We start from the raw sequence: 18,454 nt of genomic DNA, 5'->3' as shown, positions 1-18,454 counted from the left end.
GCTGGCCGCGCAGTGCGACTACCCGCTGCACCTGGGCGTCACCGAGGCCGGACCGGCCTTCCAGGGCACGATCAAATCGGCGGTGGCCTTCGGCGCCCTGCTCAGCGAGGGCATCGGCGACACCATCCGGGTCTCGTTGTCCGCGCCGCCCGCCGAGGAGGTCAAGGTCGGTGGGCAGATCCTGCAGTCGCTGAATCTGCGGCCGCGCAAACTCGAGATCGTGTCCTGCCCCTCCTGCGGACGTGCGCAGGTCGATGTCTACACCCTCGCCGACGAGGTCACCGCGGGTCTGGAAGGTCTCGAGGTGCCGCTGCGGGTGGCGGTGATGGGTTGTGTGGTCAATGGTCCGGGTGAGGCGCGCGAGGCCGATCTCGGTGTCGCCTCCGGCAACGGCAAGGGCCAGATCTTCGTGAAGGGCGAGGTCGTCAAGACCGTGCCCGAACATCAGATCGTGGAGACGCTGATCGAAGAGGCCATGCGCATCGCCGACGAGATGGGTACCGACGCCGAAACCGGCGAGCCCGTCGTCACCGTCGGTTGATCGCCGGACGCGGATAGGGGAGTGGGCGTGTCGCGCGCCGGCCGCATTCTGTCCTTGGAGCCGAGCAAAGCCCCCGCACGCAGGCGGCGTTCATGGCAGGCTGGGAGCGTGCGGAGTGTGCTGGAACCGTCGCGCCGGTCACGGATTTCCGGTGCTCGTCAGCTCGCGGATCGCGATCTGGCGCAGGTGCTGGAAGTGCTGGACACCGATCCGGTGGCCGGGTGCATGGTCGCCGCGCGCCTGCAGGAATACGGTCTGGACAATCGCGGCGGTGGGGAACTGTGGACGCGGGGCACCCCGGCGGATTCGCTGTGTTTCTCCGGCGCCAATCTGGTGCCGCTGCGCGGGACGACCGACGATATGCGGGCCTTCGCCGACCGCGCGGCCCGCTGGCCGCGGGTGTGCTCCTCGGTGGTGGGCCGCCAGGAATTGGCGTTGCCGCTGTGGGAGACGCTGGAGCAGCGGTGGGGTCCGCCGCGCGAGATCCGCGCCGATCAGCCGCTGCTGGCCCTCGACGGCCGCGCGCGGGCCGTTCCCGATCCGAGGGTGCGCCGCGTACGCGGTGACGAGCTGGAACGGTATCTGGTCGCCGCGGTCGCCATGTTCACCGAGGAGATCGGCGTCGATCCGCGGGCCGGTGACGGTGGTCGCGGATACCGGCGGCGCGTCGCGAGCCTCATCGAAGCCGGCCGTGCCTGGGCGCGCTTCGAGGACGGTGAGGTCGTCTACAAGGCCGAGGTCGGGGCGATGTCGCGGCGGACCGGCCAGATCCAGGGCGTCTGGGTACATCCGCAGTGGCGCGGGCGCGGCCTGGGCACCGCCGGGACGGCCGCGGTCGCCGATGCGGTGGTCGCGGCGGGGCGGACCGCGAGCCTGTACGTGAACTCCTACAACGAGGTCGCCCGCCGCGCCTACGCCAAGGTCGGCTTCCATCAGGTCGCGACATTCGCGACGATCCTCGTGGACTGAACTCCCCGTTCGATCGCGCACGGGGCAAAACCAGTGTGTCGCAACGGTTACCAGCGACCGGCTGGCTACCATCGGTGGCGATGTCGAAGTCGAGATGTGCGCCGCGCGCGTGGGCGCCCCGCGCGCTGGTGCTGAGTGCGGCCGCCGCCGTGGTGATGACGGCGGGCGCGTGTTCGTCCGGACCGCAGGGGCCGGTCGCCGCCGCCGACTCCTTTCTGGCCGCCTTCGCCCGGCAGGATCCGGCGGACGCCGCCGATCTGACCACGCAGCCCGAGAAGGCCTCGGCGGCACTGGCTTCGGCGTGGCAGAACCTGCAGGCACAGCACCTGACCGCACACACCGGATCCGCGCGCGTCACCGGCGACACCGCCACCGTCGACTACACCTACGAGTGGACGCTGCCGAAGGACCGCGTCTGGTCCTACTCCGGGCAGTTGCAGATGGGCCGCAGCGGCGGGCAGTGGAAGGTGCGCTGGAGCGCTTCCGACATCCACCCGAAATTGGGTGACACCCAGAGTCTGCATCTGCGCACCACCCCGGCGCCGCGCGCCCGGGTCAACGAACGATCCGGCAGCGACGTGCTGGTTCCGGGTGTGGTGCACCGGATCTCGTTCACGGTGTCCGACGCCCCGGACCCGGGCTATGTGGCCGGTGCGCTGTCGGCCGCGCTGAAGCAGTTCGACGACACCGTGACCACCGACGCGGTCCTGGCCGCGGCCCGGAAACAACGCGGTCCCGCCCTGGTCCTGGGCCTGAGCGACTGGGAATTCGATCAGGTCAGCGGACAGCTGCTGGGCCTGCCGGGGGTGACGACCGACCGGCAGTGGGACCTCATCCCGACCGACCGGCATTTCGCGCCCGATCTGATGACCCAGATCCGCAAGACCGTCATCGACGAGGTCGACGGCAAGGCCGGCTGGAGCGTGGTCACCGTGAATGCCGACGGCGTCGACACCGATGTGCTGAAAGAGGTTGCGCCGCAACCGGCGCCGTCGTTCTCGCTGAGTATCGACCGCACCGTGCAGAACGCCGCGCAGCGGGCCGTCGACCCGCGCCGCGAGCAGACCATGATGGTGGTGATCCAGCCCTCCACCGGAGCGATCCTCGCGGTGGCGCAGAACGAGGCCGCTGACACCGACGGTCCGGTCGCGACCATCGGGTTGTATCCGCCGGGCTCCACCTTCAAGACCGTCACCGCCGCCGCCGCGATGACCGCCGACATCGCGAACCCGGATACCGTCGTACCGTGCCCGAGCCGAATCGTGGTGGGGGAGCGCACGATTCCGAACTACGACGAGTTCTCTCTCGGCGATGTGCCGATGTCGACGGCGTACGAGCGTTCCTGCAATACCGCCTTCGCGAAATTGGCCAGCGAACTGCCGGGGACGGCACTGACCGACGCGGCCGCGCGGATGGGGGTGGGTCCGGACTACACCGTGGCCGGGTTGCCGACCGTGTCCGGTTCGGTGCCGCGTGCCGACGACGAGGTGGTCCGCACCGAGGACGGGATCGGCCAGGGCAAGGTGGTGGTCAGCCCGTTCGGCATGGCGCTGGTGGCGGCGACGGTCGCGCACGGATCGGCCCCGACGCCGTATCTGATCTCCGGGCACGAGACGGCCGTGCACGGCGATCGGCCGAGCCTGTCGCCGCAGGTGGTGCAGGGGTTGCAGGCGATGATGCGCAAGGTGGTCACCGGCGGTACGGCCGAGCGGATCGCCGACCAGGGCGAGGTGTTCGGCAAGACCGGTGAGGCGGAGGTCGACGGCGGCTCGCATTCGTGGTTCATCGGCTATCGCGGGGATCTGGCGTGGGCCACCCTGCTGGTGCGGGGCGGAAGTTCCGACAACGCGGTCGCGGTGACCAGGGATATGCTGGCGGCTCTGCCGCCGGGGAGTGCCTGAAACAATCGTGACCGGACGCTCGGCGCGTCCGGTCACGGGGGTGAAAGCTGTGTAGTTCGGGTGGCGTTTATTGTCCCTGCACCTCCGTTCCACCGACGGTGGCCGAGGTCGCGTGCTCGGTCGGGGGTGACGCCCCGGCCGAACCGTCTCCCAGAATCTCCACGGCCCCGGTCCCGGCGAGGATCATCCCCGCGGTGATCAGCGTGAGCGTCGAACGCTTCATGGTCTTCTCCCTTGTCGGTGAGTGAGAGCCACTGGCATCGAACCATCGGGTTCGCCGACTATTAGCCGACCTGGAAAACCGTAAACCGGCGAACCGCGCGCCGACAACCCCCTGTGCCGGAACGCGCAGCGGAAAAGGCCATGAAAAGCCTGGTTACGCCTTCAATTTTTAATTCTGTTCAGCGCGGTGCAAGCTGGCCGACAGATGGTGTTGCTTCGGTTGCCCGACGGCCGCCATCCGCAGCGTGTAGTCGATCGTGTCCCCGGACAGATGGATCGAGCGGCCCAGCGCGGTGACCGATTTCGCCGTACCGGAGGTGCCGATATGCGTGGAATCGAGTTCGAGCCGCAGCCCGTCCTCGGCGACGGCGATCCGCCCTTCGCAGATCTCGGTGATCCCGGTGGGGTGGGCGAGGATCAGCTCGACCCGGTCCGCGCCGATCGAGCGCAGATAGCCGGTCTCGGCGTGCAGCGAGCGGCCGTCACCGGCGTGGCGGGTGCGCTGCCGATAGGTGAGGAACGGCCGGCCGACGTGGCCGAACCGGATTTCCTCGTGATAGTCGAACGGCTCGATGGTCGGGTACTCCCCGTGGCCGGAGCCCCGCCAGGTGCCCAGCAGCGGAGCCAGATGGGCGATATCCGGATGGGGCGCGACGGCGGGCTGGGGTTCGAGCACGGCGCACAGCTTAGTTCCCCGCGCCGCCGAGGGTGGGAGGACCACGCCGCCCCGTCCGGTTCGTCCGGGACGAGGGCCGGTAGGTCGCGACATACATCGCGAATCGGACCTCGCTTGCGCGGAGATCGCGCCGCGGCGGGCCCTGGTCTGGTGTGATGGACGGATGCCGACCGGGTGCGAGCGGAGCAGGCGATGACCGTGCGAATCCAGGCGATGCCGCGGCGGGGCGCGCATGCCGTGCTGCGGGGCTGGTGGCTGCCGTGCTGGGTGCTCACCCGGCGCCAGATCCGGCCGTCGCTGCGCAACGGCGAGGTGTTGACGGCGGTGCTGGCGCCGACGGTGTTCACCCTGGGGTTCTACGTCCCGCTGAATCGGGTGATGAGTTTCGCCGGGCACGGGGCGAGCAGCTACGCCCAGTTCCTGATGCCGATGATCGTCATGCAGGCGGTGTCGTTCTGTGCGACCGCGGCGGCGCTCCGCGCGGCGGTCGATGCCCGCGACGGTCTCGATGCCCGGCTGGCGACCATGCCGATTCCGCCGATCGCGCCGCTGATGGCCCGCACCGCCGCCACCGGATACCGCATCGTGATCGCATTGGCCGCGGCGCTGCTGGCCGCGCACGTGATCGGCTTCCGGTTCGGCGGAAGTCCCTGGGAGACCGTGGGTTTCGTCTTGTTCTCGGTGTCGGTCGGGGTGATGCTGGGACTGTTCGGTGATCTGCTGGGTGCGCTGTCGAAATCGCCGGAGGCGACCACCCAGGTGCTGATGCTGCCGCAATTGATTCTCGGCATGGTGTCCACCGGGTTCGCGCCGGCCTCCCAATTCCCGCCGTGGATTCAGGGTTTCGCGCGGAATCAGCCGGTGTCGCAGTTCGTCGACGCGATGCGGGCACTCGCCGGTGACAAGCCGGGTTTCGCGACGGCGGTGGACCGGTCGACCATCGGGCCGGGGGTGGTGTGGACGGTGGCCGGGCTGCTGGTCTTCGGCGGCGGGTCGGTGGTGCTGGCCGTGCGGCGGCAGCGATGACGGGGGCGGACACCGCGGTGCGCGAACTGGCGACCGTGCACGTGGATACCGAGCGCTGGCGGTATCTGCCGCCGCAGACCCTGGTGCAGACCGGCCGGTTGTTGCGGCGCTGGCGCCGCGATCCGCTCACGACGGCACAGATCCTGGTGTTCCCGGCGCTGCTGCTGGTGATGCTGAATACGGTGCTCGGACGGCAGATCTCGTCGTTCTCGGGGGTCGACGCGCTCTACGGTTCGGTGCCGATGGTGACCGTGGTGTCGGTGATGTCGGGATCGCTGGCCGGGGCGGTGACGCTGGGCCGCGAACGCGATGCGGGCCTGCTGGGCCGCTTCTGGGCGCTGCCGGTCCATCGCGCCTCGGGGTTGCTGTCGCGGCTGCTCGCCGAGGTCGCCCGGATCGTGCTCTGCACGGTGGTGCTGTTCGCGGTGGGCATGGCGCTCGGTTTCCGGTTCCACCGTCCCGCCGCCGCGCTCGCGGTGCTCGGGGTGCCGCTGCTCTACGGGATCGGATTCGCCACCATGGTGACGGCGGTGGCGGTGTTCTCGGCGAAAACGTTCGTGGTGGAGGCCATTTCGCTCGGATCCTCGCTGCTGATGTTCTTCAGCACCGGATTCGTCCCGCTGGCCGCCTATCCCGGCTGGGCGCAGCCGATCGTGGCTCATCAGCCGATGTCCACGGCGATCGACTCGATGCGTGCGCTGGCACTCGGCGAGCCCGCGCGCGGGCCGCTGTGGGCGACGGTGGGATGGTCGGTGGGTGCGATGGTCGTGTTCGCGGTGCCGGCGGCGGTCGGATTCCGGCGTGCCAGCCGGCAGTGAGCGGTGCCGCGCGGCGTCGCTCAGCGCAGGCCGTCGGCGATCTCGTTGATCATCTCCGCGGAATCGCGCGGACTCAATGCCATCGCGCGCAGTTGGTCGAACATCACGCCGAAGCGCCGAATCTCGTTGTGGCCCTCGACGATATCGTCGCCGGCGATCCCTTCGACGTAGACCAGTTCGGGGTCGGCCGGATCCGGGAAGTCGAGGACGACGAAGGAGCCGACCATCGCCGGATGCGCACCCGCGCCGAACGGCAGCACCTGCAGGATGACATTGCGCTTGTCGGTGTCCTCGGTGAGGCGCAGCAACTGTTCGCGCATCACCTCCGGCCCGCCGACCACCCGGCGGATCGCGGCCTCGTCGAGGACCACCCACAACTCCAGCGGATTCCCGTCGCGGCTCAGCACCTTGGAGCGCTCCACCCGTGCCCGCAGGCGCTGTTCGATCACCGAGGTCTCTACCTTCGGCATCGCGGTGTCCAGGACGGCCCACGCGTAGCGCTCGGTCTGCAGCAGGCCGGGGATGAACGAGGTCTGGAACAGTCGTGCCGACAGCGCCTCGGTCTCGAAGTTGATGTAGGCGGCGTAGACCTCCGAGACGGCCGCCTCGAACGGACGCGACATGCCCGGCTTCTGCGCCTCCATCAGCAACTGCACCGCGTCGGAGCGCTGTGGTTCGCCGATGCCGTACAGGTCGAGCATCGCGGTGAGGGTGCGTCGCTGCGGGCGCGCCTGCGCGGTTTCGATCCGGTAGAGCGTGGTGACGTTGATGCCGGTGCGGGCGCTGACCACCTCCTTGCTGATCCCCGCCTGCTCACGCATCTCCGACAGCAGTGCGGCGAGCCGCCGCAGCTGAACCGTCAGCACCGTGCGTTTACCTGCCATCGCGCGCGTACTCCTTGTGAGATTCGGGACGCTGGAGCACGTTCCACGGATATGGGAACGGTCGGGCGAGCATACCGCCCGCCGCACAGGTCCCGGCGCGATCGTGCCCGCCCGGGATTATCCGCGAACGAGTTGGTCACCGTCGCATCCGGAATCCCCCGGCATCGCGGCGAGACGGCGATCACCCTCGGCAACCGCTACGCGGCCTTCCATGTCGCGCGCCTGGACCCGGGTCGTGCGGTCCTGGTACCGGAGGCGCCGTTCGGCCACATCTTCCTCGCCCGCGGATCCGTCGTCTTCGAGGGCACGGCCGACGGGCAGGCCACCCTGTCCGCCGGTGACGCGGTCCGTACCACGAGCACCGGCGGGCACCGCATCACGGCCGTGACGCCGAGCGAGGTGCTGATCTGGGAAATGCACGCGAGCACGAACTGATCGGCCCGCCCGGCTCAGCCGGCTTTCTCTGCGTAGGTGAGCACTTCGTCGACCGTCCACTCGCGGCGGTATGGAGATCGTTTTGCGTGGTTTGTCGCCACACTGAGCGCGTCGCACGATCACTGCCGACGCGCCGTCGCGGGTTCCGGCCATCGACGGACGGCCCGTGAAATGATTACCAGCACAGTCGTTCTCGAGGCATCATCGCACGTCGCGGGCATATCCCGATATCGGGAACACTGTGACCACACCGTGATTCCAGCAATGCGGACGCAATCTTGCGTTCTTGCATATGCAAGAGCAGAATCCGATCTACCCTTGAATTCGCCACATTCGATCCGAACGACGGACGAGCGAAATCCGGAGATCAGTGATGACGGTGCGACGATGACGACTTCGATTGCCAGTGCGTTACCCGCAGCCCCGCAATTGTTGTGCGCCTTCCAAGGTCGGCGATTCCAGGACCGTGAACTGTTGCGGTCCGCCCGCGCGCTGGCCGAACTGCACACCCGGCGCGCGCAGATCGCCGACCCGATTCTCATCGCGGAAATCGACTGCCGCCGCGGTGAACTCGTCGACGACATCAACGAATGGGTCGAACGCGAACTGCCGGGGTATCGCACCGGCGTCGCGCTGCGCACCGACGTCCTCGGGCCGATGGTGGACCGCATGGCCGGCAGCTGGGTCGCCGCCAACCGCGCCATCGACCGTGACGGCGCCCGCAGCGACACCACCCACAAGCACTGGTACCACCTCGCCGAACTGGTCGACGGCTACACCGACCTCGTCAGCGGCGTCACCGCGCCGCCCGCCCGGTAACCGCAGCGCACAGCGGCGTCGCCGCCGTGGCCTCGCCCCGGGGCGGATAGTCTGAATACATGTCTGTGCGCACCCGCAAGCCGCTCGCCCCCGGAACGCTCTCGCCCGTGCGCGAGGTGCCGCGCTCGATCGAGCGGCCGGAGTACGCGTGGAAGAAGACCGTGAACGAGGGCCGCGAACCGTGGGTGCAGACGCCCGAGACCATCGAGAAGATGCGGCTGGCGAGCAAACTGGCCGCCCAGGCGCTGCAGGAGGCCGGTAAGGCCGTCGCCCCGGGCGTCACCACCGATCACCTCGACGCGGTCGTGCACGACTATCTGTGCGATCACGGGGCCTACCCCTCGACCCTGGGTTACAAGGGCTTCCCCAAATCCTGCTGCACCTCGCTGAACGAGGTGATCTGCCACGGCATTCCGGACTCCACGGTGATCGAAGACGGTGACATCGTCAATATCGACGTCACGGCCTACATCAACGGCGTGCACGGCGATACCAACGCCACCTTCCTCGCCGGTGACGTCGACGAGGAGGCCCGGCTGCTGGTGGAGCGCACCCACGAGGCCACCATGCGGGCCATCAAGGCGGTGCGGCCCGGTCGGGCGCTGAACGTGATCGGACGCGTCATCGAGTCGTATGCGAACCGTTTCGGCTACGGCGTGGTCCGCGACTTCACCGGCCACGGTGTCGGCCCGACCTTCCACAGCGGCCTGGTGATCCTGCACTACGACCAGCCCGCCATCGAATCGGTCATCGAGCCGGGCATGACCTTCACCATCGAGCCGATGATCAACCTCGGCGGTATCGATTACGAGATCTGGGACGACGGCTGGACCGTGGTCACCAAGGACCGCCAGTGGACCGCGCAATTCGAGCACACGCTGGTCGTGACCGAGGAGGGCGCCGAAATCCTCACGCTCCCATGAGGTTCGCCGCTGCGGCCGGCGCGGTGAACGGCGCGCTGTTGATCGCCGGCACCACCTCCGATGCCGGTAAGAGCGTGGTGGTGGCCGGCATCTGCCGGATGCTGGCGCGGCGCGGTGTGCGGGTGGCGCCGTTCAAGGCGCAGAACATGTCCAACAATTCGGTCGTGACCCTGGACGGGGGCGAGATCGGCCGGGCACAGGCGTTGCAGGCACGCGCCTGCGGCCTCGAACCCAGCGTGCGGTTCAATCCGGTACTGCTCAAACCCGGCAGCGACCGCCGCTCCCAGCTGGTGGTGCGCGGCGTCGCCGTCGACACCGTCGGCGCCCGCGACTATTTCCGGCACCGGCGGCGGTTGCGCGCGGTGGTGGCCGATGAACTCGCCGCCCTGCGTGCCGAATTCGACGTGGTGATCTGCGAGGGCGCCGGCTCGCCCGCCGAGATCAACCTGCGCGCGACCGATCTGGCGAATATGGGGCTCGCGCAGGCCGCGGAGTTGCCGGTCCTGCTGGTGGGCGATATCGATCGAGGCGGGGTGCTGGCGCATCTGTTCGGCACCGTGGCGATTCTCGATCCCGAGGATCAGCAGCTGATCTCGGGCTACATCGTCAACAAGTTCCGCGGCGACGTGGATCTGCTGCGGCCGGGGCTGGACCGGCTGACCGCGCTCACCGGTCGCCCGACGCTCGGGGTCCTGCCCTACAGCGACGAGCTGTGGATCGACGCGGAGGATTCCCTCGGCACCGTCGCCGACGCCCCCGTCGGCCGGCCGCGACCGCCGATGGGCACCGAATGGCTGAGCGTCGGCGCGATCCGGCTGCCGCGCATCTCCAACTCCACCGATATCGAGGCGCTGGCGTGTGAGCCGGGGGTTTCGGTGCGCTGGGTGAGCGATCCGTCACGCCTGAACGGAATCGACGTGATCGTCCTTCCCGGTAGCAAATCCACGGTCTCGGACCTGCACTGGTTGCGTCGCACCGGAATCGCCGACGCCGTGTGTGCCCACGCCGCGGCGGGCAAGCCGGTGCTCGGGATCTGCGGCGGCTACCAGATGCTGGGCCGCCGCATCGACGACGAGGTCGAGTCGGCGGCCGGGCAGGTCGCGGGACTCGGACTTCTCGACCTCGAGATCGAGTTCGCCGATCCCAAGGTCCTGCGCCGCAGCGCCGGCCGCGGCGCCTCGAGCGGCGGCGCGGTCGCCGGAATCGCCTTGTCGGGCTATGAGATTCACCACGGCCGCGTCCGGCGCAGCGGCGATCCGGCCTGGACCGAGATTTCCGGAGCCACCCCGGAGGCCGGCCGCGGCGTCTCCGAAATCAGCTCCGAAATCAGCTCCGAGGGCAGCGTGTGCGGCGCCGTGCGGGGCACCCATCTGCACGGGCTGCTCGAATCCGACGAGTTCCGCCGCGCCTGGCTGCGCGAGGCCGCCGAGCAGGCCGGCCGCACCGGCTTCCTCGTCGCGCCCGATACGAGTGTGGAGGCGGTGCGCACGGCGCAATTGGACCTGCTCGCCGATCTCATCGAGAAACATCTCGACGTCGCGGCCCTCGAGCGGCTGATCAGCGGTGGGGCACCCGCGGGCCTGCCCACGCTGACCGTCGGCCGCTGAGCGCGGAAGGTGTGGGCGGCCTCCGATCGCCCGCCGGATGTGTCGCGACCCGGGATTCCGTGGGCCGCGCCGCCCATCTCACAGCGCTGCGATCCGCGTCATCACCGGGCGATGAAGTGGCCGAGGACATGGCGTGCCCGCGTCCGCTGCCGTGTAGCGTTGATCGGCATGGAGACCCGGCGAATCGCGGTCGGTGACCGCGCCTGGACCGTACGAGTCGGCGGGCCGGAGTCCAGGCATACGGTGCTGCTGCTACCCGACGCCGGAGCTCCGGCCGACGTCTACGACCAGGTGTGCGAGCGACTGCACAATTCCGATCTGCGCACGATCACGGTGGAGTCGATCGACGGCCTGGACAAGGCGGCGGTCTACGCCATCCTCGACGATCTCGGCGTGGCCTGGGCCAATCTGGCCGGCTACGGCGCGGGTGCGGAACTGGCCTGGCAGCTGGGCGCGCGCGGCTTCGGGCGATTCGTCGGACTGGTGGTAGCCGGGCGACCGCATCCGGCCGTGGCCGTGGACGGAACCGCCCCCGATGCCACCTGCCCGGCAGTGGAGCTGCCGACCACCGTCATCGCCACCGAGGACCTGCCGCGCGCGGTCGCCGATTCCTGCGGTCGCCACGTCTTCGGGGAGTTCCGCGTCACGCAGGTCGACACCGCCGAGGTGCCGATCAAGGCCGACCACGAATTCGCCACCGAGATCGTCCTGCGCTCCGGTCTGTGGTGAGCGCGGGCTCGCGATAGCGCCCCGGCGCAGGGTGTTCGCCGACGCCGTGTGCGTCGGCGTACACCCTGCGCGGCAGTGTGATTCAGTGTGCGTCGCGGAAGTCGCGCAACCAGCCCAGCCAGGCGTCCAGTTCGGTGAACGCGTGGGCGCGCACCTCCGGCGCCGACAGGAACACGTCGTGGCGGGCGCCCTCGATCGGCACGATGTTGGTGCGCCCGCCCAGGCATCCCGACCAGCGCTGAATCTGGCGCACGTCGAGCACCACATCCGACACATCGGCCGCCGGGCCGTACTTGCGCATGAACTTCGTCACCTTGGAGCGCAGGATCAGCGCCGGAACGCCGACGTCGAGGCCGTGATGCAGTTCCGCATGGCCGCGGCGGATGGCGCGCAACCAGCCCAGATGGACCGGGAATCCACCCAGCGGCTTCCAATCCAGGTTGTAGTCCCATTCGCCGGAGACGCTGGTGTGCAGGCTGTCACCGTAGGTGCTCAGCTCGCCGCCGGGCAGGCGCGTCATCGCGCGCAACCGGCCCACGCCGCCGATCACGGCGGTGCCGATGTGGCGGTAGTAGGCCGGACCCTGCAGATCGAACCACGGGCTGTTGAGCACGAGTCCGGTGATGTCCTGGGCGGCGGCGTCGCGGCGGTTCAGCCACAGCGGCAGCACCAGACCGCCGGTGGAGTGCGCCATCAGCAGCACCGGCAGCCCGGTCTCCTCGCGCACGATCTCGACCGCGCGGTCCAGTTCCGCGTCGTAGAGCCGTAGGTCGCTGACGTAGTGCGCGGTCTGCCCGGGACGCCGGGAGCGCCCGCACTTACGCAGGTCGAGGGCGTAGAAGCGGTAGCCGCGCGCACTCATGTGTTCGGCGAGGTGCTTCTGGAAGAAGTAGTCGGTGAAACCGTGCACGTACAGCACGGCGCCGGCGGCCGGCTCGGCGAGGTCGGGCTCGTGGCGGACCAGGGTGGCCTCGACGACGCCCTCGCCGTCGGGATCGGGGCCGAGTGGGATGGTCAGCTGTCGATATCCCTCGCCCAGGACATCGGGCTGCCAGGCGTGGGTGGTCGACGGGGCCAGCGGCGTCTCGTTCGTCACAGCTTCACGATATTCGACCCGCTCAGCGGCCTGCACGGCGAGCCGTGCGGAACGTGTGTGTGTGACGGTTTCGGAAACGGGCATGGTGAGGGGCAGAATCAAGTTGAAGTGAACGGCGGGTAACCTCATTCCCGCTCACCAAGTGCCCGCGCTGGACAAGGAAGTCGATCACCCCGTGCCGAACGCTGCGATGACTGAAAAGACCGATGTAGTCCTCATCGGTGCCGGCATCATGAGTGCCACCCTGGGCGCACTGCTTCGCCAGTTGCAGCCCGATTGGTCGATCACCATGTTCGAGCGACTGGACGCGGCCGCGCCCGAGAGCAGCGACCCGTGGAACAACGCGGGCACCGGCCACTCGGCGCTGTGCGAGCTGAACTACACGCCGCAGGCCGCCGACGGTTCGGTCGACATCACCAAGGCGATCGATATCAACGAGCGCTTCCAGGTGTCGCGCCAGTTCTGGGCCTACGGCGCCGAGAACGGCGTGCTCGCCGACCCGTCGGGCTTCATCAATCCCATTCCGCACGTGAGCTTCTGCCACGGCGCCGACGGTGTGGACTATCTGCGCAAGCGCCACGCGGCGCTGTCGCGGCACCCGCTGTTCGAGGGCATGGAGTTCATCGACAGCCCGGACGAGTTCACCCGCCGCCTGCCGCTGATGGCCCGGGGCCGCGACTTCTCCGAGCCGGTCGCGCTGAACTGGACCCAGACCGGTACCGATATCGACTTCGGAGCGCTGACCAAGCAGCTGCTGGCCTACCTCGGTTCCTCGGGCGTGGAAATCGCGTTCGGCAACGAGGTGCGCAACCTGTCCAAGAAGTCCGACGGCAGCTGGACGGTCAAGGTCCGCAACACCCGCACCCGCACCTCGCGCACGATCGACGCCAAGTTCGTCTTCGTCGGCGCGGGCGGTTACGCGCTGCCGCTGCTGCAGAAGGCCGGCATCAAGGAAATCCAGGGCTTCGCCGGATTCCCGGTCAGCGGCCAGTTCCTGCGCTGCACCAACCCCGAGCTGATCGCCAAGCACGACGCGAAGGTCTACGGCAAGGCCGCTGTCGGCGCGCCGCCGATGTCGGTGCCGCACTTGGACACTCGCGTCATCAACGGTAAGCCGGGCCTGCTGTTCGGCCCCTACGCCGGCTGGACCCCGAAGTTCCTGAAGGACGGCAAGTTCAGCGACCTGCTCAAGTCCGTGCGGGCCGGGAACGTCACCCCCATGCTGGGTGTCGGCGTCACCGAACTCGGCCTGGTCAAGTACCTCGTCAGCGAGCTGCTGAAGTCGCCGGCGGGCAAGGTGAACACCATGGAGGAGTTCATCCCGCGTGCCGACGGCCACGACTGGGAGCTGATCACCGCCGGTCAGCGCGTGCAGATCATCCGGCGCAAGGGTGCCGGCGGCGTCCTGGAACTCGGCACCGCGGTGATCGCCGCCGGTGACGGTTCCATCGCCGGACTGCTCGGTGCCTCGCCCGGCGCCTCCACCTGTGTCAGCGCGATGATCGACGTGCTGCAGCGCTGCTTCCCGAACGAATACGCCGGCTGGACACCGAAACTCAAGGAAATGGTGCCCTCGCTCGGTGTGAAGCTCTCGGAGAACCAGGCGCTGTTCCACGAGGTGTGGGACTGGTCGACCAAGGCGCTCAATCTCAACGGCAGCGGCCGCGCCGACAACACGCCGATCGCCGCAGGGGTCGCGCACAGCTGAATCTTGTGATAGCAAGACGCGATGATGTCAACGGTTGCGCTCAAACGGTCGTGGGCCGCGGATCTCGATACCGCGACGCTGTACAAGCTGTTGAAACTGCGCGTCGAAGTGTTCGTCGTGGAGCAGAAATGCGCTTATCCGGAACTGGACGGGCTCGATCTGCTCCCCGAGACACGCCATTTCTGGCTCGACGACGAGGGTGAGATCATCTGCACCCTGCGGCTGCTCGAGGAGCACGACAACGGGGTGAAGTCGTTCCGCATCGGCCGGTTGTGCACCACCCCCGAGGCGCGTGGCCACGGCTACACCACCCGCGTGCTGCAGGCGGCGATCGCCGAAGCCGGTTCGGCGACAGTGCGTTTGAACGCCCAGACCTATCTGGTCGACCTCTACACCAAGCACGGGTTCAAGCCCGACGGCGAGGAGTACGAGGAAGACGGGATCGCGCACATCCCCATGCGCAGGGGCTGAGTGGCGGGTCCACCACCGAGATGCCGGCCCCGTATCCCGTTCCGGGTGCGGGGTCCTCTCGTGCCGGGGCGCGGGTTGTCAGTCCCGCAACGGATCAGGTGCCGGATCTCTGTCCGCACCGCACAATTCGCGGGCGAGCATCGTGGCGCCGGCGACCGCGCCCGGCATCAGCACGATCGCCACGAACGGCACGAGGAAGGCGGCTGCCAGCGGAATGCCGAAGCCCCACACCAGCATTCGATGCGAACGCAGCATCGTCAGATGGTCGCGCAACTGGATCCCACGGCGCAGCATCGCGACGGCGGTCAGTTCCTGCGCCAGGAAGAACCCGGCCACGCAGACCCCGAGCACCGGGACGACGGTCTGCCCGACGAGCGGCAGGAATCCGGCGCAGAACAGCACCACGCCCCACACCGCCGCCCGGATCAGAATGCGCACCCCGTCGCGGACGCCGATCCACACCTCCCGCCACAGCGGCAGTCCCGATTCCGGGGCCCGCCCGTCGGCCGACAGCGACCGATCCACCCGTTCCGACAGGGCCTCGTAGAACGGCTGGCCGATCACCAGCGTCACCGCGGTGAACGTGATGACCGCTAGGAACAACCCCAGCAGGACCAGCAGCACGGCCAGGCCGCCGCGCAGCAGGCCGGGCCACGGCGACGACCAGTGCGCCGCGAACGGCGTCGCCCAGGCCACCAGATCCCCCGCGAACCACACCAGCGCCACGAGCAGCCCCAGATACAGCACCATCGAGACCAGGCCCGGCAGCAACCCCAGCCCGAGCTCGCGCCGATGCGCCGCGGCCCACCGCTGCCCCCGCATCAGATACCCGAAGCCCCGCACCACATCCCGCACCCGCCCAGCGTATTCGGCGGGTGACAAGTGCGACGAATTCCTCGTACAGCTGTGGGAAACTGCCAGGTGTGCGCAATCTCCGCATCGGCGTGCTCGTCTCACACCACGGCTCGAATCTGCGCGCCCTCCACCGGTCCTCCCTGGAACCGGGGGCAGGCTTCGAGATTGCGGTCGTCATCGGCAACAACAGCGATGCCGCGGGTCTGGCCTACGCCCGCGAGAATCGCATTCCGACACGGCATCTCTCGGGCGCGACACATCCGGACCCCGACGCCTTGGACGAGGCGATCCGCGCCGCTCTGGCCGAGCACGCGACCGACTGGGTGGTGACGGCGGGCTATATGAAGAAACTCGGACCGCGAACGCGCCGGCACTTCGACTCCCGAATCCTCAACATCCACCCGGCACCCCTGCCGCGATTCGGCGGCGCCGGCATGTTCGGCCGTCGCGTGCACGACGCGGTGCTGGCGTCCGGTGTCACGGTCACCGGGCCCACGGTGCATCTGGTCGACGGTGAGTACGACACCGGCCGGGTGATCGCCCATCGCGAGGTTCCGGTGCGCGCGGACGACACCGTGGAAACCTTGGCCGCTCGCGTGCTCGAGGCCGAGCATGTGGTGTTGCCACTGGTGGTGCGGCGGATCGCTGCGGGGGAGCGGGTCTAGCGGACAGGGCAGCCCGGTGCGGGGGCGGAAGAGGGCGCGCATACAGTGGGGGCGTGTCCGATTTCCGAGGTGAATCAGCATCGGCTGTGTCCGCGCGTCACGACGGTGAGGCGGGGTTTCCGTTCTCGGCGGTGGTGGGGCAGGAGCAGCTGCAGCTGGCGCTGATTCTGTGTGCGGTGCATCCGGGGATCGGCGGGGTACTGGTGCGCGGGGAGAAGGGGACCGCGAAATCGACCGTGGTGCGGGCGCTTGCGCAGTTGTTGCCGCCGGTGGCCGACGAAAGTGGGCAGCGGCCCGCCCGGCTGGTGGAGTTGCCGGTCGGCGCGACCGAGGACCGGGTCGTGGGATCGCTGGATCTGGAGCGGGTGCTGCGCGACGGGGAACAGGCGTTCCGGCCGGGGCTGCTGGCGGCCGCCCATCACGGTGTGCTGTACGTCGACGAAGTGAATCTGTTGCACGACCATCTCGTCGACGTCCTGCTCGACGCGGCGGCCATGGGGCGGGTGCACATCGAACGCGACGGGGTGTCGCATTCGCATCCGGCTCGGTTCGTCCTGGTCGGCACCATGAATCCGGAGGAGGGTGAACTCCGCCCGCAGCTGCTGGACCGCTTCGGCCTCACCGTCGACGTCGCGGCCTCCCGCGATGTGGACGTGCGCATGGCCGTGGTGCGCCGCCGCCTCGACTACGAGGCCGATCCCGCCGGTTTCGCGGCCGCCTACGCCGCGGCCGATCGCGACGTGGCCGAGCGCATTCTCGCCGCGCGCGAACGCCTCGCCGAGGTGGCGCTCGACGATATCGAACTGCGCCGGATCGCGGCGCTGTGCGCGTCCTTCGACGTCGACGGCATGCGCGCGGATCTGGTGGTCGCGCGGACCGCGACGGCCCATGCGGCGTGGCGCGGAAGTGAACGCGTCACCGCCGGCGATGTGCGTATCGCCGCGGAACTGGCGCTGCCGCACCGTCGTCGGCGCGATCCGTTCGACGAACCGGGCATCACCGACGAACAACTCGACGATGCGATGCGCGATGCCGAACAGGAGGCCGAGCGGGCCCGCGCGGAGCAGCGCGCCGAGGAAGACGAAACGCGAAGCGACGCAGCGGAATCGGAGTCCGATCCGCAGCGTGAGTTCGATCATGACGAGCGGCAGCCGGATACGGACGCGCGAGCTCCCGAGAACAACGGCTCCGACGGTGGTCCCGACGACAACGGCCCCGACGACGACGGTCCCGGCTCGCCGGGCGACGGCCCGCGCGGCGGCACCCGCGAGGGCAGTGCGGCGGCCCCGGCGAATTCCGTTGCCCGCCCGCCTCACTGGGAGATCCCGGGGGTAGGGGAGGGTGCTCCCGGACGCCGATCGCGCGCCCACACCCGGCACGGCCGGGTGGTGCGGTCGGTCACCGATACCTCCACCGGCCTGCATCTGCTGGGCACCCTGTTCGCCGCCGCACCCCATCAGCATGCTCGCGGCCGCGTCGACGGCCCGCTGGCACTGGAGGCGGCCGATCTGCGCGGCGCGTATCGCGAAGGGCGCGAAGGCAATCTGGTGGTGTTCGTGGTCGACGCCTCCGGGTCCATGGCCGCCCGCGATCGTCTGTCGGCGGTCACCGGAGCGGTGGTGGCCCTGCTGCGCGACGCCTATCAGCGCCGCGACAAGGTCGCCGTGATCACCGTGCGCGGCAGCGAGGCCGAACTGGTACTGCCGCCGACCTCCTCGGTGGATATCGCGGTGCGCCGCCTCGCCGATCTGCGCACCGGCGGCAAAACCCCACTGGCACAAGGATTGCTGAAGGCCCGCGAGGTGGTGGCCCGCGAACACGTCCGCGATCCGCAGCGGCGCGCGATGGTCGTGCTGCTCACCGACGGCCGCGCCACCGGCGGCGTCGACCCGATCCCGCGTGCCCGCGCCGCCGCTCGCCTGCTCGCCCGCGACGGTGTGGCCGGCGTGGTCGTGGACTGTGAGCGCGGCATGGTCCGGCTGGGACTGGCCGCCGAATTCGCCCGGGAGTTGCGCGCCACCTATCTGCGCCTCGGCGAGCTCACCGGCGATTCGGTCGCCGCCGCGGTCAAGTCGGGGCTGCCGCATCATCTGGCGGCGTGAGCGTTCG

At 69.2% G+C, this 18,454-nt stretch carries 19 protein-coding genes; 14 read left to right on the top strand and 5 right to left on the bottom strand.

The window, feature by feature from the left end; genetic code table 11:
- The 3 genes from IRT45_RS29745 to IRT45_RS29735 form a co-directional block, all read left to right on the top strand.
- The coding region (locus IRT45_RS29745) for a flavodoxin-dependent (E)-4-hydroxy-3-methylbut-2-enyl-diphosphate synthase (protein ID WP_194809131.1) at window positions 1–541 on the top strand (541 nt) is incomplete at its 5' end.
- Between the two features lie 108 nt (window positions 542–649).
- Window positions 650–1,510: a GNAT family N-acetyltransferase gene (locus IRT45_RS29740; RefSeq protein ID WP_194809130.1), complete on the top strand. Its 861-nt coding sequence runs from the start codon at window positions 650–652 to the stop codon at window positions 1,508–1,510.
- Window positions 1,511–1,590: 80 nt separating this feature from the next.
- Entirely contained in the window at window positions 1,591–3,411 is a 1,821-nt protein-coding gene (locus IRT45_RS29735) for a penicillin-binding transpeptidase domain-containing protein (RefSeq protein ID WP_194809129.1), read from the top strand.
- 67 nt (window positions 3,412–3,478) lie between these two features.
- Here IRT45_RS29735 and IRT45_RS29730 read toward each other — a convergent pair whose 3' ends face one another.
- Together IRT45_RS29730 and IRT45_RS29725 are read right to left on the bottom strand one after the other, a co-directional pair.
- Entirely contained in the window at window positions 3,479–3,634 is a 156-nt protein-coding gene (locus IRT45_RS29730) for a hypothetical protein (RefSeq protein ID WP_156055460.1), read from the bottom strand.
- A gap of 168 nt (window positions 3,635–3,802) precedes the next feature.
- Window positions 3,803–4,318 carry a peroxynitrite isomerase gene (locus tag IRT45_RS29725; RefSeq protein WP_228535491.1) on the bottom strand — a complete coding sequence of 172 codons (516 nt, stop codon included), beginning with the start codon at window positions 4,316–4,318 and terminating at the stop codon, window positions 3,803–3,805.
- Window positions 4,319–4,501: 183 nt separating this feature from the next.
- Here IRT45_RS29725 and IRT45_RS29720 point away from each other — a divergent pair, with 183 nt between their 5' ends.
- Window positions 4,502–5,335 (top strand): ABC transporter permease, encoded by an 834-nt coding sequence (locus IRT45_RS29720; protein WP_084461400.1) that lies wholly within the window; start codon window positions 4,502–4,504, stop codon window positions 5,333–5,335.
- On the top strand, window positions 5,332–6,153 hold the full coding sequence (locus tag IRT45_RS29715) for an ABC transporter permease (RefSeq protein ID WP_194809127.1): 822 nt from the start codon (window positions 5,332–5,334) through the stop codon (window positions 6,151–6,153). Before IRT45_RS29720 ends, IRT45_RS29715 begins: the two co-directional genes overlap by 4 nt.
- Window positions 6,154–6,173: 20 nt before the next feature.
- On the opposite strand, the gene IRT45_RS29710 is transcribed toward IRT45_RS29715, so the two are convergent.
- Complete coding sequence (locus IRT45_RS29710; RefSeq protein WP_194809126.1) at window positions 6,174–7,037, bottom strand: helix-turn-helix transcriptional regulator; 864 nt, start codon at window positions 7,035–7,037, stop codon at window positions 6,174–6,176.
- A gap of 132 nt (window positions 7,038–7,169) precedes the next feature.
- Here IRT45_RS29710 and IRT45_RS29705 point away from each other — a divergent pair, with 132 nt between their 5' ends.
- The 5 genes from IRT45_RS29705 to IRT45_RS29685 all read left to right on the top strand — a co-directional run bounded on the left by IRT45_RS29705 (window position 7,170) and on the right by IRT45_RS29685 (window position 11,550).
- Complete coding sequence (locus IRT45_RS29705) at window positions 7,170–7,472, top strand: hypothetical protein (RefSeq protein ID WP_194809125.1); 303 nt, start codon at window positions 7,170–7,172, stop codon at window positions 7,470–7,472.
- Window positions 7,473–7,859: 387 nt separating this feature from the next.
- The gene (locus tag IRT45_RS29700) at window positions 7,860–8,291 is read left to right on the top strand and encodes a hypothetical protein (RefSeq protein ID WP_228535465.1); all 432 of its coding nucleotides are present in this window, start codon (window positions 7,860–7,862) and stop codon (window positions 8,289–8,291) included.
- 59 nt (window positions 8,292–8,350) lie between these two features.
- The gene (map, locus tag IRT45_RS29695; protein ID WP_106955550.1) at window positions 8,351–9,214 is read left to right on the top strand and encodes a type I methionyl aminopeptidase; all 864 of its coding nucleotides are present in this window, start codon (window positions 8,351–8,353) and stop codon (window positions 9,212–9,214) included.
- On the top strand, window positions 9,211–10,821 hold the full coding sequence (locus tag IRT45_RS29690; protein ID WP_194809124.1) for a cobyric acid synthase: 1,611 nt from the start codon (window positions 9,211–9,213) through the stop codon (window positions 10,819–10,821). Before map ends, IRT45_RS29690 begins: the two co-directional genes overlap by 4 nt.
- Before the next feature lie 168 nt (window positions 10,822–10,989).
- Entirely contained in the window at window positions 10,990–11,550 is a 561-nt protein-coding gene (locus IRT45_RS29685; protein WP_194809123.1) for an alpha/beta hydrolase, read from the top strand.
- 82 nt (window positions 11,551–11,632) lie between these two features.
- On the opposite strand, the gene IRT45_RS29680 is transcribed toward IRT45_RS29685, so the two are convergent.
- Window positions 11,633–12,646 carry an alpha/beta hydrolase gene (locus IRT45_RS29680; protein ID WP_309241213.1) on the bottom strand — a complete coding sequence of 338 codons (1,014 nt, stop codon included), beginning with the start codon at window positions 12,644–12,646 and terminating at the stop codon, window positions 11,633–11,635.
- Window positions 12,647–12,836: 190 nt separating this feature from the next.
- On the opposite strand from IRT45_RS29680, the gene mqo reads away from it, so the two are divergent.
- Both mqo and IRT45_RS29670 read left to right on the top strand, forming a co-directional pair.
- Complete coding sequence (mqo, locus tag IRT45_RS29675; protein WP_194809121.1) at window positions 12,837–14,354, top strand: malate dehydrogenase (quinone); 1,518 nt, start codon at window positions 12,837–12,839, stop codon at window positions 14,352–14,354.
- Window positions 14,355–14,375: 21 nt separating this feature from the next.
- Complete coding sequence (locus IRT45_RS29670) at window positions 14,376–14,825, top strand: GNAT family N-acetyltransferase (protein ID WP_063011696.1); 450 nt, start codon at window positions 14,376–14,378, stop codon at window positions 14,823–14,825.
- A 78-nt stretch (window positions 14,826–14,903) separates the two neighbouring features.
- On the opposite strand, the gene IRT45_RS29665 is transcribed toward IRT45_RS29670, so the two are convergent.
- Window positions 14,904–15,680 (bottom strand): EI24 domain-containing protein, encoded by a 777-nt coding sequence (locus IRT45_RS29665; RefSeq protein WP_194809120.1) that lies wholly within the window; start codon window positions 15,678–15,680, stop codon window positions 14,904–14,906.
- Between the two features lie 68 nt (window positions 15,681–15,748).
- Here IRT45_RS29665 and purN point away from each other — a divergent pair, with 68 nt between their 5' ends.
- On the top strand, window positions 15,749–16,345 hold the full coding sequence (purN, locus tag IRT45_RS29660; protein WP_194809119.1) for a phosphoribosylglycinamide formyltransferase: 597 nt from the start codon (window positions 15,749–15,751) through the stop codon (window positions 16,343–16,345).
- An 86-nt stretch (window positions 16,346–16,431) separates the two neighbouring features.
- Window positions 16,432–18,447, top strand: a complete 2,016-nt coding sequence (locus IRT45_RS29655; protein ID WP_194809118.1) for a magnesium chelatase subunit D family protein — start codon at window positions 16,432–16,434, stop codon at window positions 18,445–18,447.
- The last annotated feature ends 7 nt before the right edge of the window (window positions 18,448–18,454 follow it).

Origin of the sequence: Nocardia sp. BSTN01, assembly GCF_015354405.1 — a bacterium.
Lineage (GTDB): Bacteria > Actinomycetota > Actinomycetes > Mycobacteriales > Mycobacteriaceae > Nocardia.
This window is presented reverse-complemented; position numbering and strand designations above follow the sequence as displayed.

Bases quoted from the DNA above. Each gene is read 5' to 3' on its own strand.
- IRT45_RS29700 (WP_228535465.1), top strand. From the start codon at position 7,860: ATGACGACTTCGATTGCCAGTGCGTTACCCGCAGCCCCGCAATTGTTG.
- IRT45_RS29685 (WP_194809123.1), top strand. From the start codon at position 10,990: ATGGAGACCCGGCGAATCGCGGTCGGTGACCGCGCCTGGACCGTACGA.
- IRT45_RS29735 (WP_194809129.1), top strand. From the start codon at position 1,591: ATGTCGAAGTCGAGATGTGCGCCGCGCGCGTGGGCGCCCCGCGCGCTG.
- mqo (WP_194809121.1), top strand. From the start codon at position 12,837: ATGACTGAAAAGACCGATGTAGTCCTCATCGGTGCCGGCATCATGAGT.
- IRT45_RS29720 (WP_084461400.1), top strand. From the start codon at position 4,502: ATGACCGTGCGAATCCAGGCGATGCCGCGGCGGGGCGCGCATGCCGTG.
- map (WP_106955550.1), top strand. From the start codon at position 8,351: ATGTCTGTGCGCACCCGCAAGCCGCTCGCCCCCGGAACGCTCTCGCCC.
- IRT45_RS29690 (WP_194809124.1), top strand. From the start codon at position 9,211: ATGAGGTTCGCCGCTGCGGCCGGCGCGGTGAACGGCGCGCTGTTGATC.
- IRT45_RS29710 (WP_194809126.1), bottom strand. From the start codon at position 7,037: ATGGCAGGTAAACGCACGGTGCTGACGGTTCAGCTGCGGCGGCTCGCC.
- IRT45_RS29730 (WP_156055460.1), bottom strand. From the start codon at position 3,634: ATGAAGCGTTCGACGCTCACGCTGATCACCGCGGGGATGATCCTCGCC.
- IRT45_RS29670 (WP_063011696.1), top strand. From the start codon at position 14,376: ATGATGTCAACGGTTGCGCTCAAACGGTCGTGGGCCGCGGATCTCGAT.
- IRT45_RS29715 (WP_194809127.1), top strand. From the start codon at position 5,332: ATGACGGGGGCGGACACCGCGGTGCGCGAACTGGCGACCGTGCACGTG.